At 61.4% G+C, this 20,099-nt stretch carries 20 protein-coding genes; 6 read left to right on the top strand and 14 right to left on the bottom strand.

Going from position 1 to position 20,099, the window contains the following annotated elements; translation table 11 throughout:
* Nucleotides 1-76: 76 nt before the first annotated feature.
* The gene (surE, locus tag JJN09_RS05465) at nucleotides 77-1,027 is read left to right on the top strand and encodes a 5'/3'-nucleotidase SurE (RefSeq protein ID WP_249486123.1); all 951 of its coding nucleotides are present in this window, start codon (nucleotides 77-79) and stop codon (nucleotides 1,025-1,027) included.
* 44 nt (nucleotides 1,028-1,071) lie between these two features.
* Here the strand turns inward: surE and JJN09_RS05460 are convergent, their stop codons facing one another.
* Both JJN09_RS05460 and JJN09_RS05455 read right to left on the bottom strand, forming a co-directional pair.
* On the bottom strand, nucleotides 1,072-1,998 hold the full coding sequence (locus JJN09_RS05460; RefSeq protein WP_249486121.1) for an alpha/beta hydrolase: 927 nt from the start codon (nucleotides 1,996-1,998) through the stop codon (nucleotides 1,072-1,074).
* The gene (locus JJN09_RS05455; protein WP_249486119.1) at nucleotides 1,985-2,824 is read right to left on the bottom strand and encodes an SDR family NAD(P)-dependent oxidoreductase; all 840 of its coding nucleotides are present in this window, start codon (nucleotides 2,822-2,824) and stop codon (nucleotides 1,985-1,987) included. The genes JJN09_RS05460 and JJN09_RS05455 overlap by 14 nt, the downstream gene beginning before the upstream one ends.
* 143 nt (nucleotides 2,825-2,967) lie before the next feature.
* Between JJN09_RS05455 and JJN09_RS05450 the strand changes: the two genes are divergently transcribed.
* The 3 genes from JJN09_RS05450 to JJN09_RS05440 all read left to right on the top strand — a co-directional run bounded on the left by JJN09_RS05450 (nucleotide 2,968) and on the right by JJN09_RS05440 (nucleotide 5,571).
* Nucleotides 2,968-4,011, top strand: coding sequence for a Rieske 2Fe-2S domain-containing protein (locus tag JJN09_RS05450; protein ID WP_249486118.1), 1,044 nt, complete (start codon nucleotides 2,968-2,970; stop codon nucleotides 4,009-4,011).
* A 132-nt stretch (nucleotides 4,012-4,143) separates the two neighbouring features.
* A complete protein-coding gene (locus JJN09_RS05445) occupies nucleotides 4,144-5,274 on the top strand; it encodes a helix-turn-helix transcriptional regulator (protein ID WP_007951349.1) in 1,131 nt (376 codons plus the stop codon).
* Nucleotides 5,275-5,403: 129 nt separating this feature from the next.
* The gene (locus JJN09_RS05440; RefSeq protein WP_167443775.1) at nucleotides 5,404-5,571 is read left to right on the top strand and encodes a hypothetical protein; all 168 of its coding nucleotides are present in this window, start codon (nucleotides 5,404-5,406) and stop codon (nucleotides 5,569-5,571) included.
* Nucleotides 5,572-5,637: 66 nt separating this feature from the next.
* Here JJN09_RS05440 and dmpG read toward each other — a convergent pair whose 3' ends face one another.
* Genes dmpG through JJN09_RS05420 form a run of 4 tightly spaced genes read right to left on the bottom strand, consistent with a single transcriptional unit; the run spans nucleotide 5,638 to nucleotide 9,243 of the window.
* On the bottom strand, nucleotides 5,638-6,672 hold the full coding sequence (dmpG, locus tag JJN09_RS05435; RefSeq protein WP_249486116.1) for a 4-hydroxy-2-oxovalerate aldolase: 1,035 nt from the start codon (nucleotides 6,670-6,672) through the stop codon (nucleotides 5,638-5,640).
* 13 nt (nucleotides 6,673-6,685) lie between these two features.
* Nucleotides 6,686-7,594, bottom strand: a complete 909-nt coding sequence (locus JJN09_RS05430; RefSeq protein ID WP_007951345.1) for an acetaldehyde dehydrogenase (acetylating) — start codon at nucleotides 7,592-7,594, stop codon at nucleotides 6,686-6,688.
* Nucleotides 7,595-7,612: 18 nt separating this feature from the next.
* Nucleotides 7,613-8,404 carry a fumarylacetoacetate hydrolase family protein gene (locus JJN09_RS05425; RefSeq protein ID WP_249486114.1) on the bottom strand — a complete coding sequence of 264 codons (792 nt, stop codon included), beginning with the start codon at nucleotides 8,402-8,404 and terminating at the stop codon, nucleotides 7,613-7,615.
* A complete protein-coding gene (locus tag JJN09_RS05420) occupies nucleotides 8,401-9,243 on the bottom strand; it encodes an alpha/beta fold hydrolase (RefSeq protein ID WP_249486112.1) in 843 nt (280 codons plus the stop codon). Before JJN09_RS05420 ends, JJN09_RS05425 begins: the two co-directional genes overlap by 4 nt.
* A 162-nt stretch (nucleotides 9,244-9,405) precedes the next feature.
* Here JJN09_RS05420 and JJN09_RS05415 point away from each other — a divergent pair, with 162 nt between their 5' ends.
* Both JJN09_RS05415 and JJN09_RS05410 read left to right on the top strand, forming a co-directional pair.
* Nucleotides 9,406-10,179 (top strand): SDR family oxidoreductase, encoded by a 774-nt coding sequence (locus JJN09_RS05415; protein WP_249486110.1) that lies wholly within the window; start codon nucleotides 9,406-9,408, stop codon nucleotides 10,177-10,179.
* Between the two features lie 24 nt (nucleotides 10,180-10,203).
* The gene (locus tag JJN09_RS05410; RefSeq protein WP_249486108.1) at nucleotides 10,204-10,659 is read left to right on the top strand and encodes an SRPBCC family protein; all 456 of its coding nucleotides are present in this window, start codon (nucleotides 10,204-10,206) and stop codon (nucleotides 10,657-10,659) included.
* 42 nt (nucleotides 10,660-10,701) lie between these two features.
* On the opposite strand, the gene JJN09_RS05405 is transcribed toward JJN09_RS05410, so the two are convergent.
* The 8 genes from JJN09_RS05405 to JJN09_RS05370 form a co-directional block, all read right to left on the bottom strand.
* Nucleotides 10,702-11,085 carry a steroid Delta-isomerase gene (locus JJN09_RS05405; RefSeq protein ID WP_249486107.1) on the bottom strand — a complete coding sequence of 128 codons (384 nt, stop codon included), beginning with the start codon at nucleotides 11,083-11,085 and terminating at the stop codon, nucleotides 10,702-10,704.
* Complete coding sequence (locus JJN09_RS05400) at nucleotides 11,086-12,288, bottom strand: acetyl-CoA C-acyltransferase (protein WP_192558033.1); 1,203 nt, start codon at nucleotides 12,286-12,288, stop codon at nucleotides 11,086-11,088.
* Nucleotides 12,285-12,773, bottom strand: a complete 489-nt coding sequence (locus JJN09_RS05395) for a MaoC family dehydratase (RefSeq protein ID WP_249486106.1) — start codon at nucleotides 12,771-12,773, stop codon at nucleotides 12,285-12,287. Before JJN09_RS05395 ends, JJN09_RS05400 begins: the two co-directional genes overlap by 4 nt.
* Nucleotide 12,774: 1 nt before the next feature.
* The gene (locus JJN09_RS05390) at nucleotides 12,775-13,557 is read right to left on the bottom strand and encodes an SDR family oxidoreductase (protein WP_192558035.1); all 783 of its coding nucleotides are present in this window, start codon (nucleotides 13,555-13,557) and stop codon (nucleotides 12,775-12,777) included.
* Nucleotides 13,558-13,571: 14 nt separating this feature from the next.
* Nucleotides 13,572-14,765 (bottom strand): acyl-CoA dehydrogenase family protein, encoded by a 1,194-nt coding sequence (locus tag JJN09_RS05385; protein ID WP_249486104.1) that lies wholly within the window; start codon nucleotides 14,763-14,765, stop codon nucleotides 13,572-13,574.
* Nucleotides 14,762-15,934, bottom strand: a complete 1,173-nt coding sequence (locus JJN09_RS05380; protein ID WP_249486102.1) for an acyl-CoA dehydrogenase family protein — start codon at nucleotides 15,932-15,934, stop codon at nucleotides 14,762-14,764. The genes JJN09_RS05385 and JJN09_RS05380 overlap by 4 nt, the downstream gene beginning before the upstream one ends.
* 213 nt (nucleotides 15,935-16,147) lie before the next feature.
* A complete protein-coding gene (locus JJN09_RS05375; protein ID WP_249486100.1) occupies nucleotides 16,148-18,100 on the bottom strand; it encodes a patatin-like phospholipase family protein in 1,953 nt (650 codons plus the stop codon).
* Nucleotides 18,101-18,115: 15 nt separating this feature from the next.
* A complete protein-coding gene (locus JJN09_RS05370) occupies nucleotides 18,116-20,098 on the bottom strand; it encodes a DNA/RNA non-specific endonuclease (RefSeq protein ID WP_249486098.1) in 1,983 nt (660 codons plus the stop codon).
* Nucleotide 20,099: the final 1 nt, after the last annotated feature.

The raw sequence follows: 20,099 nt of genomic DNA, 5'->3' as shown, positions 1-20,099 counted from the left end.
ACCCGCGACGCCCCGACCGATTCATTCGGTCGGGGCGTCGTGCTTTTTTCAATCTGCACTTTTACGGAAACTGCCCATGAACAGATTACTCACTGCGGCCCTCGCCGTGGCAGGCCTCGGTTTGTCGATGCAGGCCAGCGCCCTGAACATTCTGCTGACCAACGACGACGGCTGCCGCGCCCCCGGCATCGACGCGATGTATCGCGCACTGACCGCCGCCGGGCACACCGTGACCCTGGTCGGCCCGTTGAACGACAGCAGCGGCATCAGCGCCGCCAGCGTCGTGGTGCCCGGCCAGGCCCTGGCGGTGACCGAGCTGGCGCCCGGCAGATTCTGCGTCGGCCCACCCGAGGGCTACACACCGCCGACCGGCAAGACTTCGGCCATTGGCACGCCAGTGGATGCGGTCAACGTCGGGCTGGATGTGTTGCTCAAGGACACGCCGCCGGATCTGGTGGTATCCGGCATCAACTTCGGTGAAAACGTCGGCCCGCTGACGCAGATGTCCGGGACGTTGAATGCGGCGGTTCGGGCAATGTTCAAAGGCGTTCCGGCCGTGGCGGTGTCGACGGCCATCGACATGGACCTGATCATACGAGACCAACAGGCCGGTTATCGCAAGACCCTGGGCGCCATGGATGACACCGCGAAGTTTGCGGTGAAGGTCATCGAACAGGCCCATCGGAACTGCGCCAAACACAGCTGCAAACTGAATGTGCTCGGGCTGCCGGGCACCAACGGGCTGAACCTCAACTACCCGGCGCTGCCGGCCAATCAAGTCAAAGGCGTGAGCTTTGCGCCGATCGGCAATTGGGACCGGGTGAACTTCACCTCACAACGCGGTGCCGACGGTACGGTTCACGTCAACCTGGTTGCACCGCCGACACCCACGGCCACTCAGCAGCAGGCCGATGCGTATCAGCTGTGGCAGGGGCATGCAGTGATTACGGTGATCGCCGGCAATATGAGTGCGCCGCCAGCGGTGCAGGATCAGGCGAAGAAGAGGTTGAAAAACATCAAACCCTGAGGCAAAAAACTGGGGGAGCGAGCCTGCTCGCTCCCCCAAGGACATCATTTCAGTGCTTCACGCAGATCGGCGGCCGCTTCGGACAACACCTGGGCGGCGCCTTCGACAAACGGCGCCATGCTGATGAAACCGTGAATCATCCCTTCACAGCGCTGCACCCGCACCGGCACTTCGGCTTGACGCAGGCGTTCGGCGAACGCCTCGCCTTCGTCGCGCAGCGGATCGAATTCGGCGGTGATCAGGGTCGTCGGCGGCAACTGCGCCACGCTCCCGGCGCGCAATGGCGAAGCCAGCGGATCATCGCCCTGCCCGTCTTCCTGCAAATACTGCTGCCAGAACCAGCTCATCATGGCGCCGGTGAGGAAGAAGCCATCGGCAAATTCCTGGTAGGAATGGCTGTCGCAACGGGGGTCGGTGACGGGATAGAACAGGCATTGATAACGAATCTTCGGCCCCTGCCGTTGCTCCGCCAACTGACTGACCGCCAGCGCCAGATTGCCCCCGGCGCTGTCCCCCGCTACCGCGAGCCGGCAGCCATCGACGCCCAGTTGCGCCGCGTGCTCCACCAGCCAGCAAGTCGCCCGGTAACAGTCCAGCGGCGCCGCCGGGAACGGGTGTTCCGGTGCCAGGCGATAAGCCACCGACACCACCACGGCCTCGGTCAGGTGGGCCAGCGAACGGCACAGATTGTCGTGGGTGTCGAGGTTGCCGACGACAAAACCGCCGCCATGGAAATACACCAGCAACGGCAGATTGCTCTCTTCCGATGGCCGATACAGACGCGCGTCCAGTTCGCCCACCGCCCCCTCGACCCGCAGGTTGCGCACTTCGATCATCGGCACGCCCGGAATCGCCGGCTGCATGTTGTCGCAGAACTGCCGATAGTGCGCCGCATCGAGCTGACTGTAATCGGGTGCCGGCAGGTCGCTGAATTGCTGGAGTATCAACGCGATCTGTTTATCGAGCGGCATGGGCATCTTCCTCTACATCGGACATTTTGAATTGTGGGTTGGACTCTTCCAGGATGCTCTGCACCCGTTGTTGCAGCGCCACTTTGAAGCCTTTGTGGGGAAAGACCCAGAAGCGTTTTTCGGCGATGGCGGCGAACACCTGTTCTGCCAGTTCGGACGGCGTCATGCCCTGGCGAATGCTGCTGTCGAGCAATTGGCTGAAGGACGAACCGGCGCCGTCGACCACCTGGTTGGAGGCCATGATGTCACTGGCCACCGGCCCCGGGCACACGACCGAAACCGAGACCGGAGCCCCCAGCAGGGTCAATTCGTAGTGCAGGGTTTCCGACAGCGCGACCACGGCCTGCTTGGTCACGTTGTAAGGCGCCATCAACGGGCTGCTGAGTAGACCGGCCAGCGACGCGGTGTTGATCACATGGGCCGCACGCCCCTGACGCAGGAACAACGGCACGAAACAGCGAATGCCGTTGATGACCCCGCAGAGGTTGACGTCAAGCATGCGTTGCCACTGCTGTGCGGTGATTTCCCAGCTGTAGCCGGTCTGCATCACGCCGGCATTGTTGAACAGCAGATCGACCCCGCCAAAGTGATCGAGGGCGACATCGCGCAAACGCTCGACCTGTTGCAGATTGCCGACATCGGTGACGCAGGCGACTGCCTGCGTTCCGCCGCTTCGCAGTTCTTCGCAAAGCTTTTCCAGCCGCAACCCATCGAGATCGGCCAATACCAGGCGCATCCCCAATTTAGCCGCATGCTCGGCCAGCCCCCGGCCGATGCCGCTGGCGGCACCGGTAATGACCGCGACCGGTCCTGATTGCTCATTCATTGCCTGCTCCTGACAAACGTCCGATGGCGTCAGTAGAGCGGGCGCCGGTCGGCCGGCCATCGTCCATTCAGACGATGCCTGCTTCTACAGGGGCGGCAGAATCTCCAGCAAGCTCAAACCCGTGAACCTGGGAGAATAACAAGATGAGTACCCTGCACCGTATCGAAGCCAAACTGCTGGAAGACCGCTACGCACGCGGCTGGCACTGCCTGGGCCTGGCCGCCCGTTACCGCGACGGCAAGGCCCACCGACTGGACGTGTTCGGCACCCGGCTGGTGGCGTTTCAGGGCGAGGACGGCGAACTGCACATTCTCGACGGTTACTGCCCGCACATGGGCGCCGACCTCAGCACCGGTTGCGTCGAAGGCAATTCGATTCGCTGCCCTTTCCATGCCTGGCGCTGGCGCGCGGACGGCGTGTGCGATGACATTCCCTATGCCAAGCGCATTCCGCCACGGGCCAAACTCAAGAGCTGGCCGCTGATGGAAGAAAACCATCTGTTGTTCGTGTGGAACGACCCCGAAGGCAACCCGCCGCTGCCCGAGCAACGCATCCCGCGCATCGACGCCTGCTTCAGCGATGAATGGGCCGAGTGGGAAGTCGCCGAATTGCAGATCGATACCAACTGCCGCGAACTGATCGACAACGTCGCCGACATGGCGCACTTCGGCACGGTGCACGGCGCACCGGTCGAAGCCTTCAGCAACGTGTTCGAAGGCCACCTCGCCACGCAGATCATGCACGCCCGCAGCGAGCGGCTGTCTGGCGACAGCGCGTTGAGCACCGTGGCCACCTATTACGGGCCGGCCTACCAGATCACCGAAATGACCGGTGCCATGAACGGCCAGCCGATCCACTCGATCCTGCTCAACTGCCATGTGCCGATCGACCTCGACAGCTTCACCCTGCGCTACGGCGTGCTGGTGAAAAAGATTTCGGGGCTCAGCGAAGAACAGAACCAGGCGATGGCCAAGGCCTACGTGCAACAGGCCCAGGCAGCCTTTTACGAAGACGTTTCGATCTGGCACAGCAAGACCCGCGTCGATAATCCGTTGCTCTGCGATGGCGATGGCCCGGTCTATCAACTGCGTCGCTGGTACGAGCAGTTCTACACCGACGTCGGGCTGCTTTCAGCGGATGTGCGGGAGCAGAAAGAGTTCATCGTGCGCGCCCGTGAACAGGCCTGATCACGGGGCTGTCGCGATTTTGCGCCTGACCGGCCGCCGCCGGTCAGGCCTCGTGCCCGGGCGTTGCAAGTGGTCGATACAGGCGCTTATTCTCGGGCACCGCAAACCACTAATAATAAGAACGGGTTTCCCATGCAGCAGAGCCTCAGCCTCGACACGTTCAGCGATCTCATCGGCAACCTGTATCAGGGGCCGCTGGAAACCATTCCCTGGGCGACCTTCCTCAATCAGCTCAACGTTTACCTGAAAAGCAAATACGTGACCTTCATCCTGCGGCCTCCCAGCACCCATGTGGACGGACTGATGGTCAACACCACCGGCACCTCGACCGAGGCGGTCGCTTCGTACAACACCCATTTTTTCACCCTCGACCCCTTCGTCGGCCTGCCCAATCGCCAGGTGGTGACCCTCGCCGAATTCGTCTCCAGTGATGACTGGCAGAAATCCGAGTTCTACAAGAACTTCCTCGAAGCGGTGGACGTGTTCCATATCCTCGGCGCCGACATCAACACCTGCGACGGCGCCCAGTGCCGGATCCGCATCAGTCGCGGCCGGGACGACAAGCCTTTCGGCGATGAAGAGAAAACCCTGCTGGCGCATTTCATTCCGCACCTCGAGCGCTCGATCAAGGTTCATATGCAGCTCAACCGCATCGAGGTCGAACGCAACCTCTACGCCGGTGCGGTGAATCAGATGGCGGTCGGCACGATCATCCTCGACGAAGCCGGCAAAGTGCTGCAGACCAACCAGGTCGCCGACCGGCTGATCCAGGAAAAGGACGGCATCAAACTGGTCAACGACGGCCTGCAGGTCGGTACGGACCGCGACACTCAAGAGTTTCGCCGGCTGGTCAAACAGTCGCTGCTCTCGCAAAAAAGCAGCAACCCGTCGATGGTCGAAGCGCTGCGCGTGCAACGGCCGTCGGGGCGTGCCGACCTGGGCATCATCGTGCGTTCGGTGCCGCTGTCGGAATGGAGCGAAGGCAAACAGTGTCCGACGGTGGTGATCTTCATCAGCGACCCGGAGCAACAGTCCACCGCGCCCCAGGAGATCGTCCGCGCCCTGTTCGACTTCACTCCCGCCGAAACCCAGCTCGCCATGTTGCTGGCCAACGGGCTGACCCTCGACGAAGCCTCGGAAGAACTGGGCATCAGCCGCAACACCGCGCGCGCCCACCTGCGTTCGACCTTCTCCAAGACCGGCGTGACCCGCCAGACCATGCTCGTGCGCCTGATCCTGCGCAGCGTGGCCACCCTCGGCTGACACCCGTCCCGCGCCATCGTCCGCTTGGGCGATGGCTTTTTTGCCTCACTAGTCCATTCAGACGACGCCGAATATCTCGCGCCGCCCTACCTTGCCTCTACAACAATAAAAAACCGTGTGAGGCCCACCATGCGAAATTCCACCTGCGCCCTGCTCCTGATCGTTTGCGTCGGCAGTTCCGTCAGCCTGTGTCAGTTGTTCAGAAACGAAGCCTATCGACCGAGTGCCGCGCTCCTCGGTTGCTCAAGCACGGCGGTCAACTGCTACCCGCCGCTGGTGCGCAATCTGCTTCCATAAACCTGCTCCCAATAAAAAAGCACCGGCCTGCAAGCAGCGCCGGTGCTTTTTGTTAACTCCCGAGGATCAGGTCGGCAGGAAGCCGCGCGCCCGTGACAGGGTCAGCGCCAAGTCTTCGATCATGTCTTCCTGACCGCCAACGGTGCCACGCCGCCCCAGCTCCACCAGCAGCTCGCGGGCGGCCACCAGGTACTTCTTCTCGGCACGTTTGGCAAACAGCAGGAACGAGCTGTACACCCCAGCATATCCCAGCGTCAGGGCATCGCGATCGAGGCGGATCGGCTGGTCCATCATCGGCACGATCAGGTCTTCGGCGACGTCCATGATCCCGTACAGATTGACGCCGCTTTCAACACCCATCCGCTCCAGCACCGCAACGAACACTTCCAGCGGCGTGTTGCCCGCGCCGGCGCCCAGCCCGGCCGCCGAACCGTCGATACGCGCCGCGCCCGCCTCGATCGCGGCCAGGGAGTTGGCAATCGACATGCCCAGGTTGTGGTGGCCGTGAAAGCCCACTTCGGTAGCGGCGTTCAAGCCAGCGCGCAGTACGCCGACTTTCTCGCTGACCTCGTCCGGAAGCATGTAGCCCGCCGAGTCGGTGCAGTAAATGCAGTTGGCGCCATAACTCTCCATCAACCGCGCCTGCTCCAGCAGTTTTTCCGCGCTGACCATGTGGGCCATCATCAGGAAACCGACCGTATCGAGGCCCATTTTCGCGGCCATGCCGATGTGCTGGCCGGATACGTCGGCCTCGGTGCAGAGGGTGGCGACACGAATGGTCGACACCCCGTGTTCATGGGCCATGCGCAAGTGATCGAGGGTGCCGATGCCGGGCAACAGCAGCGCCGAGACTTTCGCCTGGCGCAACCGTGGAATCACCGCCGAGAAGTATTCCTCGTCGCTGTGGGCCGGCATGCCGTAGTTCAACGACGCGCCGCCGAGGCCATCGCCATGGGTGATTTCGATCAGCGGCACGCCGGCCGCATCGAGGCCGGTGGCCACGGCGATCATCTGGTCCAGGCTGATCTGATGCTGTTTGGCGTGCATGCCGTCGCGCAGGCTCATGTCGTGCAGACGAACGCGTTTACCTTGCAGATTCATGGTCATTCTCCAGTTAACGGGCGGGCAGTTGCAGGGCGCCCTTGTGGGCTTCTTCGGCAAACATTTCGGCGGTGCGCAGGCCGGCGGCGGTCATGATGTCGAGGTTGCCTGCCGACTTGGGCAGGAAATCCCCGAGGCCTTCCACCTCGATGAAAATCGAGACCTTGCGGCCATCGAACACCGGGCCGTTGATCAGCTTGTAACCGGGCACATAGCGCTGCACTTCCTCGACCATCTGCAACACCGAGGCGCGAATCTTCTGCTGATCCGGCTCGTCGTCCGTCAGGCAATGGATGGTGTCGCGCATCATCAGCGGCGGCTCGGCCGGGTTGATCACGATAATTGCCTTGCCGCGACGAGCGCCGCCGATCTTCTCGACCGCGCCGGCCGTGGTGCGGGTGAACTCGTCGATGTTCTGCCGGGTGCCCGGGCCGACCGAGCCGGACGACACGGTGGCGACAATCTCGCCGTAACTCACCGATTGCACCCGCGATACCGCCGCCACCATCGGGATGGTCGCCTGGCCGCCGCAGGTGACCATATTGACGTTCATCGCCAGCGACGCCGCGTGTTCCTTGAGGTTGACCGGCGGCACACAGAACGGGCCGATGGCCGCCGGCGTCAGGTCGATCATGATCACCCCCAGCTCGTTGAGCTTGCGGCTGTTCTGCTCGTGGACGTAGGCCGAGGTTGCATCGAAGGCGATGCGAATGTCATCGTCGAGCACATGGGGCAGCAGCCCATCGACGCCACCGGCGGTGGTTTTCACTCCCAGTTCACGGGCACGCTTGAGGCCCTCGGACTCGGGGTCGACGCCGACCATCCACACCGGTTCGATCCATTCTGATCGGTGCATTTTCATCAGCAGGTCAGTGCCAATGTTTCCCGGGCCGATAATGGCCGCTCTGAGTTTCTTGTTCATCCGGTTAAACCCCACGGGTCAGGCGCAGAAAGACACCCGGGCAGAGCCCAGGCCATCGATGGTCAGAGAAAAGCGGTCGCCCGCACGGGCAGGCTCAAGCGGAACCAGAGAGCCCGAGAGAATCAGTTCCCCGGCCTTGAATGGAATGCCGAAGGCACCCAGGGTGTTGGCCAGCCAGGCGACGGCGGTCAACGGGTTGCCCTGCACGGCCGAGCCCAGACCTTCGCTCAGCGGTTCGTCGTTCTTGAATACGCGCATGTGCAGGTTCGGCAGGTCCAGCGCTCGCGGATCGGCTTGCACATCGCCCAGCACAAACACACCGCAAGAGGCGTTATCGGCGACGGTGTCCTGGATGCGGATGCGCCAGTCGTGGATCCGCGAATCGACGATCTCGAAGCACGGCGTCACGTATTCGGTCGCCGCCAGCACGTCGGCTTCGGTCACGCCGGGGCCGATCAGGTCGTGCTTGAGCCTGAAGGCGATTTCGCCCTCGGCACGGGGCTGGATCAGCCGGTTCGCCGACAGGGAAATGTTCGCGTCATTGGCAAACGACATCTGCCGGGTGATGAAGCCGAAATCCGGCTGATGCACGTTGAGCATTCGCTGGACCGCCGCCGACGTCACGCCGATCTTCTTGCCGACGATGCGGTCACCGGCCGCCACCCGACGCTCGATGCAATAGAGCGAAACGTGGTAGGCGTCTTCGATGCTGATCGACGGCCAGCGCTCGGTCAAAGGGGCCACTGTCCTCCCCTCAACCAGTGCCCAATACAACTCCTCGCCGAACTGGCGACGCAATGCCGCGCTCATCGCTGGCCTTCCTGAAAGAAAAACAGGCATTCGCGATTGAACAACTCGCGGTACTCGACCATCACCCAATGCCCGCATTCGCTGAGCAGCACAAAACGAATGTTCTGGCAGTGCTGCATCATTGTTTGCGCACCTGACACCGGGCAGAACTTGTCATCCATGCCCCAGAACCCGAGGATCGGGCACTGCAATTCCTTCAGGCGCTCGGTCATGTTCGGCACTTGCATGGTCGACAGCACGCAGACCGGCTGCTCGCGCACCACCGCGACGCGTTCATTGACCGTTTCGGCGCTGATCAACGACTCGTCGAACAATTGCAGGGTCAGCAAGCGGCGCATGCCGTCCGCGTCGTGCAATTCACCTCGGGCAAACGCCGCGCCCATTTTCTGGATGCCTTCCATTTGCAAGTAATACTGTTCCTTTTCCATCAGCCCGCCCGGCGCCATCAGCACCAGCCGGCTGACCCGCTGTGGTTGGTCGAGGGCCAGTTTGATGGCGATGGCACCGCCCAGGGAGTTGCCCACCAGCACGCAGCGCTGGATATCCAGAGCATCGAGCAGACTGCTCAGGGCGGTGACGAAAAATTCCAGGGTGTAGAGGGTGTCCGGCTTGTCGGACGCTCCATAACCCGGCAGGTCAGGCACGATCACGCGATAACCGGCGGTGACGAACAGCGGGTAGTTCTGTTTGAAGTTGCTGTGACCGCTGGCCCCGGGCCCGCTGCCGTGAATGAACACCACCGTCTCGCCGCTGCCGGCGCCCTGCCCGCCGATGTCCAAGTAATGCAGCCGCAACCCCTGCGGCAGCGTAACGAAGTGCCCTTGCGCCATTGCGCTCATAAGGTGTGCTCCCGGCTATTGTTGTGCCCGGATTATTTGCGCAGGCCGGGCCAGCAACATCGTCCGACAGGACTAGCCGCCCTAGTCTTTTCGGACGTTGGCCACAAGCGCCTGCACACCTAGCATCGAGGGCATTGATCTGTGACTGAACGAGGCTTTTCCATGCTGGATGCGCTGGATTTTCGCGGCAAAGTGGTGCTGGTCACCGGGGGCGGCAAAGGGGCTGGCCGGGGCATCAGCCAGCGTTTTCTCGATGGCGGTGCCGAAGTGGTGATCTGCGGTCGCGAGGCCCCCGCGTCACTGCCGACCAGCGCAGGACGCGAGGCAGTTTTCCTGCCGTGCGATCTGCGTGACGTCGAGCAGTCCGGCCGGTTGATCGACGCCATCGTCGAGCGTTTTGGCCGGCTCGACGTGCTGGTCAACAATGCCGGGGGCTCGCCGAATGCCGACGCCGCCAGCGCCTCGCCGCGTTTCAGCGAAGCGATCATTCGCCTGAACCTGCTGGCGCCGCTGAATCTGTGTCAGCAGGCCAATCAGGTGATGCAGGCGCAGGACGGCGGCGGTGCAATCATCAATATCTGCAGCGTCAGCGCGGTTCGTCCTTCACCGGGTACGGCAGCTTATGGCGCGGCCAAGGCTGGATTGTTGAACCTGACCCGTTCGCTGGCCGTGGAATGGGCACCGAAAGTGCGGGTCAACGCGGTCACGGCCGGGCTTATTCTTACCGAACAGGCAGCGCTTCATTACGGCGATCAGGCGGGACTTGCCCGTGTGGCGGCGACCATTCCGCTGCAACGCCTGGCGGCGCCGGAAGACATCGGCGATACCTGCCTGTACCTCGCCTCCTCTCTGGCGCGTTATGTCAGCGGCGCGGACATCACCGTACACGGCGGTGGCGAGCGCCCGGCGTTTCTCGACGCTGCCCAATCTCATTGAACCCGACAAAAAAGGAAACCCAGCATGCCGGCGATTGCCTGCCACAGCGTCCTGCTCGAACTGCCCCCGCCCGCCGCCTGGGCCAAACTGCGGGATCTGCGCCTTGCGCCCTACTATGTGCCGGGACTCACCGGCTGCCAGCTCCACCCTGGGCCAATCGAAGGGCTTGGCGCCAGTCGCCGGGTGTTTCGCAAGGGCGGTCAGTGGCTGGATGAAAGCGTGGTGCAGTGGCAGGACGGCGTCGGTTTTGTCTTGGTGCTGCACAAGGCGAGCGCCGGCGCGCCCTTCCCGTTTCGCGAGGCCAGTTTCAGTTATGCCTTGCAACGCGAGGGCGAATTCAGTCGCATGACCACCCAAATGCACTACAGCCTGCGCGGTGGCAGGCTGATGGAAAAAGTGCTGGGCAAGGCGTTCGACAAGGTCGTGCGACAGATTGCGGAAAATTTGAAGGTCTATTACGAGAACGGCGTCACGCAATGAATCGGGTTGCAGGCTGCGATATTGCGCAGCCTGCAACCGGCATCAGGACTGCGGGCCGATGTTGGCTTCGCTCCAATAGGCTTTCATCGAGCGGATCTTGCCGTCGTCATCGAATTTCATCACGTCGATCACATGCAGCGAGCAAGGTTGCCCCGCCCACTGCATGTCGACCCGAAACGGCATCGCCCCGCAACCGTTCAACGTCGCGCGAACCGGGCCGGTCAACGTGGCCGACACCTTGCTCGCGCCCAGGCCCTGGCGGTAGAAGCGCTCGATGTCCGCGCGACCCTGTATGGGTGGCTGACCGACCGGGTCTTCGACCGTCGCATCCTCGCCGTACAGCGCAAGAATCCCGTCGATGTCGCCGGCGTCCACCAACTCTACGTAGCGGGCCATGGTGGTTTGAATCTGCTGTGCGCTGATCATTCAGACCACCTCGAACAGGGCCGCAGCGCCCATGCCGCCGCCGATGCACATGCTCACCACGACGTAACGCAAACCACGGCGCTGACCTTCGATCAAGGCGTGGCCGACCATCCGCGCACCGGACATGCCGAACGGATGCCCCAGCGCAATCGCCCCGCCGTTGACGTTCAATCGCTCCTGGGGAATGCCCAGCGTGTCGCGGCAATACAGCACCTGACAGGCAAACGCTTCGTTCAGCTCCCACAGACCGATGTGGTCCATGGTCAGACCCTGACGCTTGAGCAGCTTCGGAATGGCGTAGATCGGGCCGATGCCCATTTCGTCGGAATTGCAGCCTGCGACAGCCATGCCGCGATAAATCCCCAGGGGCTCCAGCCCCCGCTTCTCGGCCAGTTTTGCGCTCATCAACACCGAGGCCGACGCACCGTCGGACAGCTGCGAGGCGTTGCCTGCGGTAATGAAACGACCCTTTTCGGTCCATTCACCGCCGGCCCAGACCGGCTCCAGTGCCGCGAGATTTTCGCGGGTGGTGTCGACGCGGTTGCACTCGTCGCGTTGCAGGCTGAGGGTTTCGAAACGTGTTTCGCCGGTAGCCTTGTCGAAAATCGCCTTGCGACTGGTCATCGGCGCCAGTTCCCGGTCGAACAGCCCGGCACTCTGGGCCAGGGCGGTACGCACCTGGCTCTGGTAGCTGTATTCGTCCTGTTCCTCGCGGCTGATGCCGTAGCGGGCGGCAACGATCTCGGCGGTTTCGATCATCGGAATGTAAGCGTGCGGATCGCGTTCGAGCACCGCCCCGGACTGGTTGCGATAGAGGTTTTTGTGCTTGTTCTGCACCAGCGAAATCGATTCCAGGCCACCGGCCACCGCAATGTCGATTTCATCACACATGATGCTTTTGGCGGCCATGGCGATGCTCATCAACCCCGACGAGCATTGGCGTTCGACGGCCATGCCCGACACGGAAAACGGCAAACCTGCAGCAATCGCACACTGGCGGCCCAAGTTATAAGACTGCGTGCCCTGCTGCGCCGCCGCGCCGATGATCACGTCGTCCACTTCGCCGGGCTCGATGCCGGCCCGGCGCACGGCTTCGCGCACTACATGGCCGCCAAGCAGCGGTGCTTCGGTGTCGTTGAATGCACCGCGAAAGGCTTTGCCGATCGGGGTACGGGCGGTCGAAACGATGACGGCTTCTTTCATGCGGGATTCCTCGAAGGTGCTGCTGAATCTTGCGGGTAGTAGCGGCTGATGGTGTCGACCACACAGCCGGGGCGTTCTTCGCCGTCGATCTCGACGCTGACGCGGATCGTTGCCTGGACGCCGCCCTTGACCTCGTCGACGGCCATCAACTGCGCACGACCGCGCACGCGGGAACCCACCGGCACCACCGTGGGGAAGCGCACGCGCTCGCAGCCATAGTTGACGCCCATGGCGATGCCGCGCACTTCAACGATCTGCGGCAGAAACAGGTTGACCAGCGAAAGGCTCAGGTAGCCGTGGGCAATGCAGCCGCCAAAGGGGCCGCTGGCAGCCTTGAGAGGATCAACGTGAATCCACTGATGATCACCGGTGGCATCGGCAAACTGATTGATGCGGTCCTGGGCCAGCAGCAACCAGTCGCTGACGCCCAGCTCTTCCCCTACCGCGTCGCGCAGGGCGAAAGGCGTGTCGAAAATACGCGGCATGTCACGCCCTCTGGCTGGAGACCGACAACACTTCGCCGGTCATGTAGGAGCTGTAGTCGCTGGCCAGGAACATCATCACGTTGGCCACTTCCCAGACTTCGGCGGCACGGCCGAAGGCTTCGTTGGCCGCCAGTTGGTCGAGCACCGCCTGCGGCGCGGATTTGCGCAGGAAGTCGTGCAAGGCAATGCTCGGGCTCACCGCGTTGATGCGGATTCCGTAGTCGGCCGCTTCGACCGCCGCGCAGCGGGTCAACGCCATGACCCCGGCCTTGGCAGCGGCGTAATGCGCCTGTTCTTTCTGAGCCCGCCAGCCGAGTACCGACGCGTTGTTGACGATGACCCCGGCGCGGCGCTCCATCATTTTCGGCAGCATGGCGCGGGTCATGCGCATGGTGCCAGTCAGCGTCACATCGAGGACTCGGCTCCACTGCTCATCGGTCATCTCCACCAGCAACGCCGAACCGCCGAGACCAGCGTTATTGATCAGCACATCGACGCCTTCAAGGTCGCGCTCGGCGCAGGCAATCAGCTGCTGCACCTGGGCTTCGTCGGCGACGTTGCAGACCTGCCCGAAAACCTGCTGCAGACCGCTGGCTTCGCGGATTTTCAGCACCGCTTCGGCCAACCGGCCTTCATGGATATCGCTGATCATCAAGGCGCGACAGCCTTCCTCGGCAGCTCGCAGCGCGGCGGAAAAACCAATACCGGCCCCGGCCGCCGCCGTGATCAGCACCGACTTGCCACGCAACAGACCGTGACCGGCGACATAGTGAGGAACAGACATGGAAAACTCCTTGATCACACAGGAAGGCGTGGCTCTTTGGGCATGCCCAAAGCACGCTCGGCGATGATGTTGCGCTGGATCTCGTTGCTGCCGCCGTAGAGGGTGTCGGCCCGGCTGAACAGGTAAAGCGATTGCAGGCGCGTGAGCTGATAAGGCGCGGCCTCGAGCAATTCGGCGTCGGCGCCGAGGACGTCCATTGCCAGCTTGCCGAGACTGGCGTGCCACGTGGACCAGAACAGCTTGTAGATGGTCGCTTCCTTGCGCAGCGAACCGTCCTGCGCACCCGACAGCATGCGCAGCGAGTTGTAGCGCATGATCCGCAGGCCGATCCAGGCCTGGGCCAGACGCTGGCGCAGAACCGGATCGCGCGCGGCGCCGTTGGCCCGGGCGATGCCGATGATCTCGTTCAGCTCATTGTGAAACTGCATCTGCTGACCGAGCGTCGACACCCCGCGCTCGAAACCGAGCAGCGCCATGGCGATCTTCCAGCCCTCGCCCGGCAGACCAACGATGTTCGCGGCATCGGTGCGAGCGTCGTCGAAGAACACTTCGTTGAATTCCGAGGTGCCGGTCAGCTGTTCGATTGGCCGCACGGTGATTTCGGCCTGCGCCATCGGTACCAGCAGGAACGACAGACCGCGATGGCCGACACTGCCAGGCTCGGTGCGGGCCAGCACAAAACACCAGTCCGACTCATGGGCCAGCGAGGTCCAGACCTTCTGCCCGTTGATCATCCAGCTGCCGCCGTCCTGATCCAGCGTGGCTCGGGTCTTGACGTTGGCGAGGTCCGACCCTGCGCCCGGTTCCGAATAGCCCTGGCACCAGAACGCCGTGCCGTTGACGATGCCCGGCAAAAACCGCTGTTGCTGTTCGGCGCTGCCGAAGGCGGCGATGGTCGGGCCGGCCAGGCCTTCGCCGATATGGCCCATGCGTCCCGGGCCGCCGGCGCGGGCGTATTCTTCGTGGAAAATCACTTGCTGGCTGATCGACAGACCACGGCCACCGTGCTCCGGGGCCCAGCCCACGCAGGTCCAGCCGCCCTCGGCGAGTTTGCGCTCCCAGGCTTTGCGTTCCTCGGGGAACATATGTTCATCGCCGGGGCCACCGCGAAAACGCAGGGCTGCGAATTCACCGCTGAGGTTGACGCGCAACCAGTCGGCCACTTCCTGACGGAAGCGTTCATCGTGTTCGCTGAAACTGATCTTCATGGCTGCTCCCCCAGAATCGCCTCGGCGATGCGCTCCAGATGCCAGGCCGGCAGCCCGAGAAAACTCTCGCTGGCGCGGGCGCGTTTGAAATAGAGGTGCACGTCGTATTCCCAGGTGAACCCGACCCCGCCGTGCAGCTGAATCGCCTCCGAGGCGCAGTGAAAGAAGGTGTCCGAGCACTGGGCCTTGGCCAGCGCCGCGGCTGTCGACAACTCGCCGGCCACTTGCGGATCACCCTCGGGATCGAGCACTTCCTGGGCAACGCACGCCGCGTAATAACTGGCCGAACGCGCGCATTCCACTTGCAGCATCATGTCGGCAGCGCGGTGTTTGAGGGCTTGAAAACTGGCGATCGGTCGGCCGAACTGCTGACGTTCATGCATGTAGGCAACGCTCAGATCCAGCACCTGTTGCGCGCCGCCGGTCTGTTCGCAGGCCAGGGCGATGCAGGCCAGTTGCAGCACGCGCTCAAGGTTCGGCCAGCCAGCGCCGAACTCGCCGAGCAGGCATCGCGCGTCGAGGTACACACCGTTGAGCCGAACTCGTGCCTGACGACGGGTCTGGTCCATCGTCGGCAACATCTGACGCTCGATTCCGGGGTGATCGGCCTCTACGGCGAACAGGCTGATGCCGGCCTCGCCTACCGAACCGGGTAGTCGTGCCGCGATGATCAACAGGTCCGCACCGTGCCCGTCGAGCACATGATTGAGGGTGCCGTTCAGAACAAAACCGTCGCCCTCCTTCACCACCGTGGCCTGCACGTCTTCGGCGGCCCGGCCGTTGGCACTGCTGAACGCCAACGCTGCGGTGACGCTGCCGTCGGCAATCAACGGCAGCCAGCGTTGTTTCTGTTGATCGTCGGCGGCCAGCAACAGCGCCGGCGTGGCCATGCAGGCCGTGGCGAAGAAGGGAGAACACAGCAAACGCCGGCCCATCTGTTCCAGCAGGATTCCCAGTTCGACAAACCCGAGCCCCAAACCGCCATAGGCTTCGGGGATGTGAATCGCGGGCCAGTACATCTCGCTGCACAGGCGCTGCCACAGCGCCTCGTCGAAGCCCCGTTCACTGACCATCGCCGCGCGCACCGCGGCAGAACCCGAGACATCCGCCAGAAAACCTTCGGCCGATTCACGGATCATTTCCTGTTCGTCGCTGAATGCAAACTCCATCGCGGCGCCTTCTACTCGTCTGGCGGAGCACCCGTGAAGTGGTGCTCCTTTGAGTAGAAAGTCTGGTCTGGATGACGCACGACAGAATCGTCAGGCTTGCCTAGTCCGAATGGGGGATGCCGAGGCGATACGTATTCGGGGTGCTACGGGCATGAGATTCGAACCGAAATCACCTGCCGGGATGGTTATGTCTCAAGACACCAGGCAGCCTTTTCAGACGCGAGGACGCAACTTCAACTCAGGAAGCGGCTTGGGCGCACTTTTATCAAGGCGAGTGCCGGGAGCTGATTTTTGACAACCCTCAATCATGCCGGACACTGACAGAAGTTGATCCAGCGTCCAGTTAGCCAATCCCGCCTGGCTGGCGTAGAGCCCTGTCGCAGCGTCCGGCAATAACTTGCCAAGTCCAGTAAAACGATAGGACTGCGGGCCGACAGGGTGGCTGAAAAATCTCGCATAGTCGCTTGTCGTTCCAGCCGTAGCGCTCATACCCTGCCTCAGGTGTTGAAATTGCTCGTCAAGTGATGCAAGCAACAACCGCAACCTGACCAGTTGATGGTTCTCCCAGTTCATTGTGGTCTCGGAGCCCGGCGCGCCAAAGCGTGCGACAAACTCGCGACCGGCCTCTGCGCCATATTCGCTCAATTGCAAAATCCGGCTTTGTGGCATGGCGAGATTCAGCCCACCTTCCTCTTTGGTCAGTCGTATAAGACCGATGCGATCGCGAAAGCCAGGCAAGTGTGAAAGCGTTTCATGGTTCCAATCCTTGGCAACGTTCACCACGGTAGATAAAAAGCCGACAATCGATCCCGCCCCTCCGCCTTGCGTGAAACGACGCCAGTACGTGAGACGCGCATCTCCATTATCTTTCGCAAAGACGACACGTTGATCAACTGCAGAGTCGGCCAGTCCGAGGTCAAGCCCGAAGGTAGGCCTGGTCGGCAATGGCAAGTCGAAGAAGTGAATGGGAAAATTGGAACCCACACCGCCATCCGTAAACCAGCAACGCTCTGGATTAACTTTTTTCTGTCCACTTTTCTTGCGGTAATCGATCGCATACAGCGGAATCGCGCTAAGTAACAACGGGAAGCTGAGACTCATACGCGCTGCAAGAATCACTGGCAAATCTCCCGGCGCTGGCAGATTGAACAGATCGTCGGCATTTGCTTCGTCAACCGCGATGTGATTCTGGTCCAGGTTTTTCGGCCTCGCCTTGGCCACCATCCAGTCGACGACATTCGCCGGGAACAGTGTTGTAAATTCGGAACGTCTGAACATGAACTGCTTATTGTCGCGTACGTTCTCGACGTCATCGAAAGGTAACCGGAAGGGTCTGCCCAGGGTCAGGCAGGTGGTCATCATTTGCAGGTCGATGTTGTGAGCGTCGAGATCGGCAAAGGTCAGTGGTTTCTGTTGGTCTGGAAATGCCTGTGCCTGTCCTGCCAGATCATCGATATAGCTACTCAGCCACAAGGTCAGTGCTTCATCTCGAGCAGGCTCGTTTTTGCCGGGCATACCGGAGCAAAGCCCGAATCCATTGCCCGGCAACTCCCTGATAATCAGCTTTAAAGACCGCCAGACCAACGTTGCAACCAGCATAAAGACGGAGAAAACCACCAACCAGATTGTCGCTGCCCATCCCGACTCGCTGAACCACAGGGGAAGCGTGCCTGCGACGAATACCAGCCCCCCGGCAAACCAGTGACGCCCGATCAGAACTACAAACACGGTCCAAGCGCGGGCAATCGGATGTTTATCCGAAACACAGGCCATCAATACATCGAAAGTCGACCTGAGAGTGGGCAAGGGTTTGAACAGCGCCGAAAGTTTCGTACCTCGCCCGTCTTTAGACGGCGCGCCGAAGTGATCGGGCAATTTGGCTAATTTGGCAAAGCCTTGTGGATCGTCAGTTATCTGCCCGGTATTCAGGCGCTGGCGTCCGAGTTCCGCCGCTGCGGCAGCCGCTGCAGCGATAGCGCCCGCACTAGTGCCACCAATTGAGCGCAATCGGAATGCACTGGACAACTCTTTGATCGCCAATGGGTAGACGATTCCACTGGTGATGCCTCCCTTCATCACCAGGTCGCACTCGGTTGCAAATGGCAAAGGTTGCCTGTCTTTCGGGGCGACTGCATCGCCGGCAACAACATCGTTGGTATCAAGCATCGCACTGCCTCGGGCTTAAAGAATGATTTCACTCAGTGCCGCTATTGGTATGAACACTGGCTCGCCATCGGCAACAGCCTCCTTTCCGTATTGCGTACGGGTCAACGGGTCGCTTGCAGAATAGGCGCTGAAGTCATATCCCGTCGCCGCTGCCAAATCGACAATCGCAATCTGGAACGTACGATAGGGCCCCAGCTCAAAGCCTTCCACTGCCTCATGCTTTGAACGCTTTTCCAGCAGCTCGCGCAACAGCTGGCCTTGGCTGAGCACGTAGGCAGTGGCATGCAACATCTTGCCTCCGGCGTCCAGCGTCGCGACCAGCTTCCAGAACTCGAGAGGTGCAAGGGCGCCGTCAATCCACAGTTCTTCGTCATCGCTATCTGGATTGCGCAGGATCGGACCGGTAAATACGCATGCCTTGAAACCATGAGTACGTGCACTTTCAAGAATGTAGTTTTCCAGGCCCTGCCAGAGTGCCTTGCCTTGGTTAAGCCGCGAGTGCTGCGCGGCAGCGTTGACGTAATGAAAGGTATCGAAGTTGGCTTGCTCGGCCTCCTGTGGGCTACCCCAATTCGGATCTTCACGTCGGACCATGTGCCCGCGATCGATCTCCTTGTCTTTAAAGTTTTGCGCATTCAGTTGAACGTTGCGGGGAATGCGTTCGTCGGCAAACCACTTGTCAGCACCGCGCTTGATTCGAACGGCAGCCGCCCCGTTGATGTTGACGGCGGTAATCAACGGCAGCTTATGGGTGGCTGAATACTTGACGCCGAAATGGGTGTAGCGCAGTTCATTCGGTTGTGAAGGTGAATCGGTTGGCACGGCAAGACAAGGCACCAGATCCGCTCGTAACCCAGGCCAGGGGGTTCGAACGACCTGCGTCGTCTCTGCGGTTTCCAGGAATCCGGGGTTGAAACCCTCGCGTTGACTGAACCAGGCTGCGGCGTGGCTGCCGTCCGGAGCCTCGTCCTGCTCGGTGTGCAACTGCACCGAGACGGGACGCCAACCTTTTATCAGCTTGCTTATCGTCGCTGCAGGCACCGCACTGTTCGCGCCCAGATAAACCCCGCTGAAATGCAACCCTACAACCTTGCCATCGCTCAACCGTTGAACAGGAGAGCCGGAGCATCCCCCCAGACTTGTACAGTCGTATGTCAAAACCTGATTGTTTCCCGAAGGCTGCATGATCAGGCCCGGCGCAAAACGTTTGACCTCGTAGAGACCGCTGAAGTATTTCGCTTGTGCGTCAGCATTATTGCGTGAGTCGTAAGCAGGATAGCCAACCAGCGCTACCAGTTCGCCCACGGTGACTTTCTCGTTGTCATCGATCAGTTTCATGGGTGTGGGGAGTGTAAAGTTCGCGGCCTCGATCAAAAGCAATGCCACATCGGCGGCAGAATCGTCGGCCAGGTATTGAATCTTTGTCAGTTCGGCGGTGCGACTGTTGTTGCCGATTTCGCTGTGAACCTCCTCACGAAAGTCGATTGCGGCACCGTAGCGCGCCCCCGACGGGGATCGAATGTAAACCGCAGTTCCATCGGCCTTATGGCTGGCGACCAGTTTAGCTACATGACGATTGGTCACCACCAACGCACCTTGACCTGAATGCTCCACCACCCAGCCGGTCCCACCCCAGGCCATTTGATAATTGCGAAATTCGATACGACCCACTGAGGGAATCCACTTCTCCACTCCGTGTATCAGTCCAGCGGTTTGCGGAGGTAGTCCCGGAAGTGGCTCCATCTCCACGAGGTCATTGCTGATCAGGAGCGAGGGACGTCCGACCAACTTTATGATCGCCTCGAAATTGCCGAGATTTCCTGCTCCCAACATTGAACCGATGCTGGCACCACCCTTGATCGATTCAAGGCTGGCACTGGAGACCCCCCGCAGCAGCGCAGCCGGTAGCCGGTCGCTCTTCAAGGCACTTTGTATTGCCGCCTCCATTTCTGGTGAAAGTCGCGTTCTCAAGTTGCTTATGCGTTCTTTGTCAGTCATA

The sequence above is a fragment of the Pseudomonas sp. HS6 genome (assembly GCF_023375815.1).
In the GTDB taxonomy this organism is placed as follows: domain Bacteria; phylum Pseudomonadota; class Gammaproteobacteria; order Pseudomonadales; family Pseudomonadaceae; genus Aquipseudomonas.
This window is presented reverse-complemented; position numbering and strand designations above follow the sequence as displayed.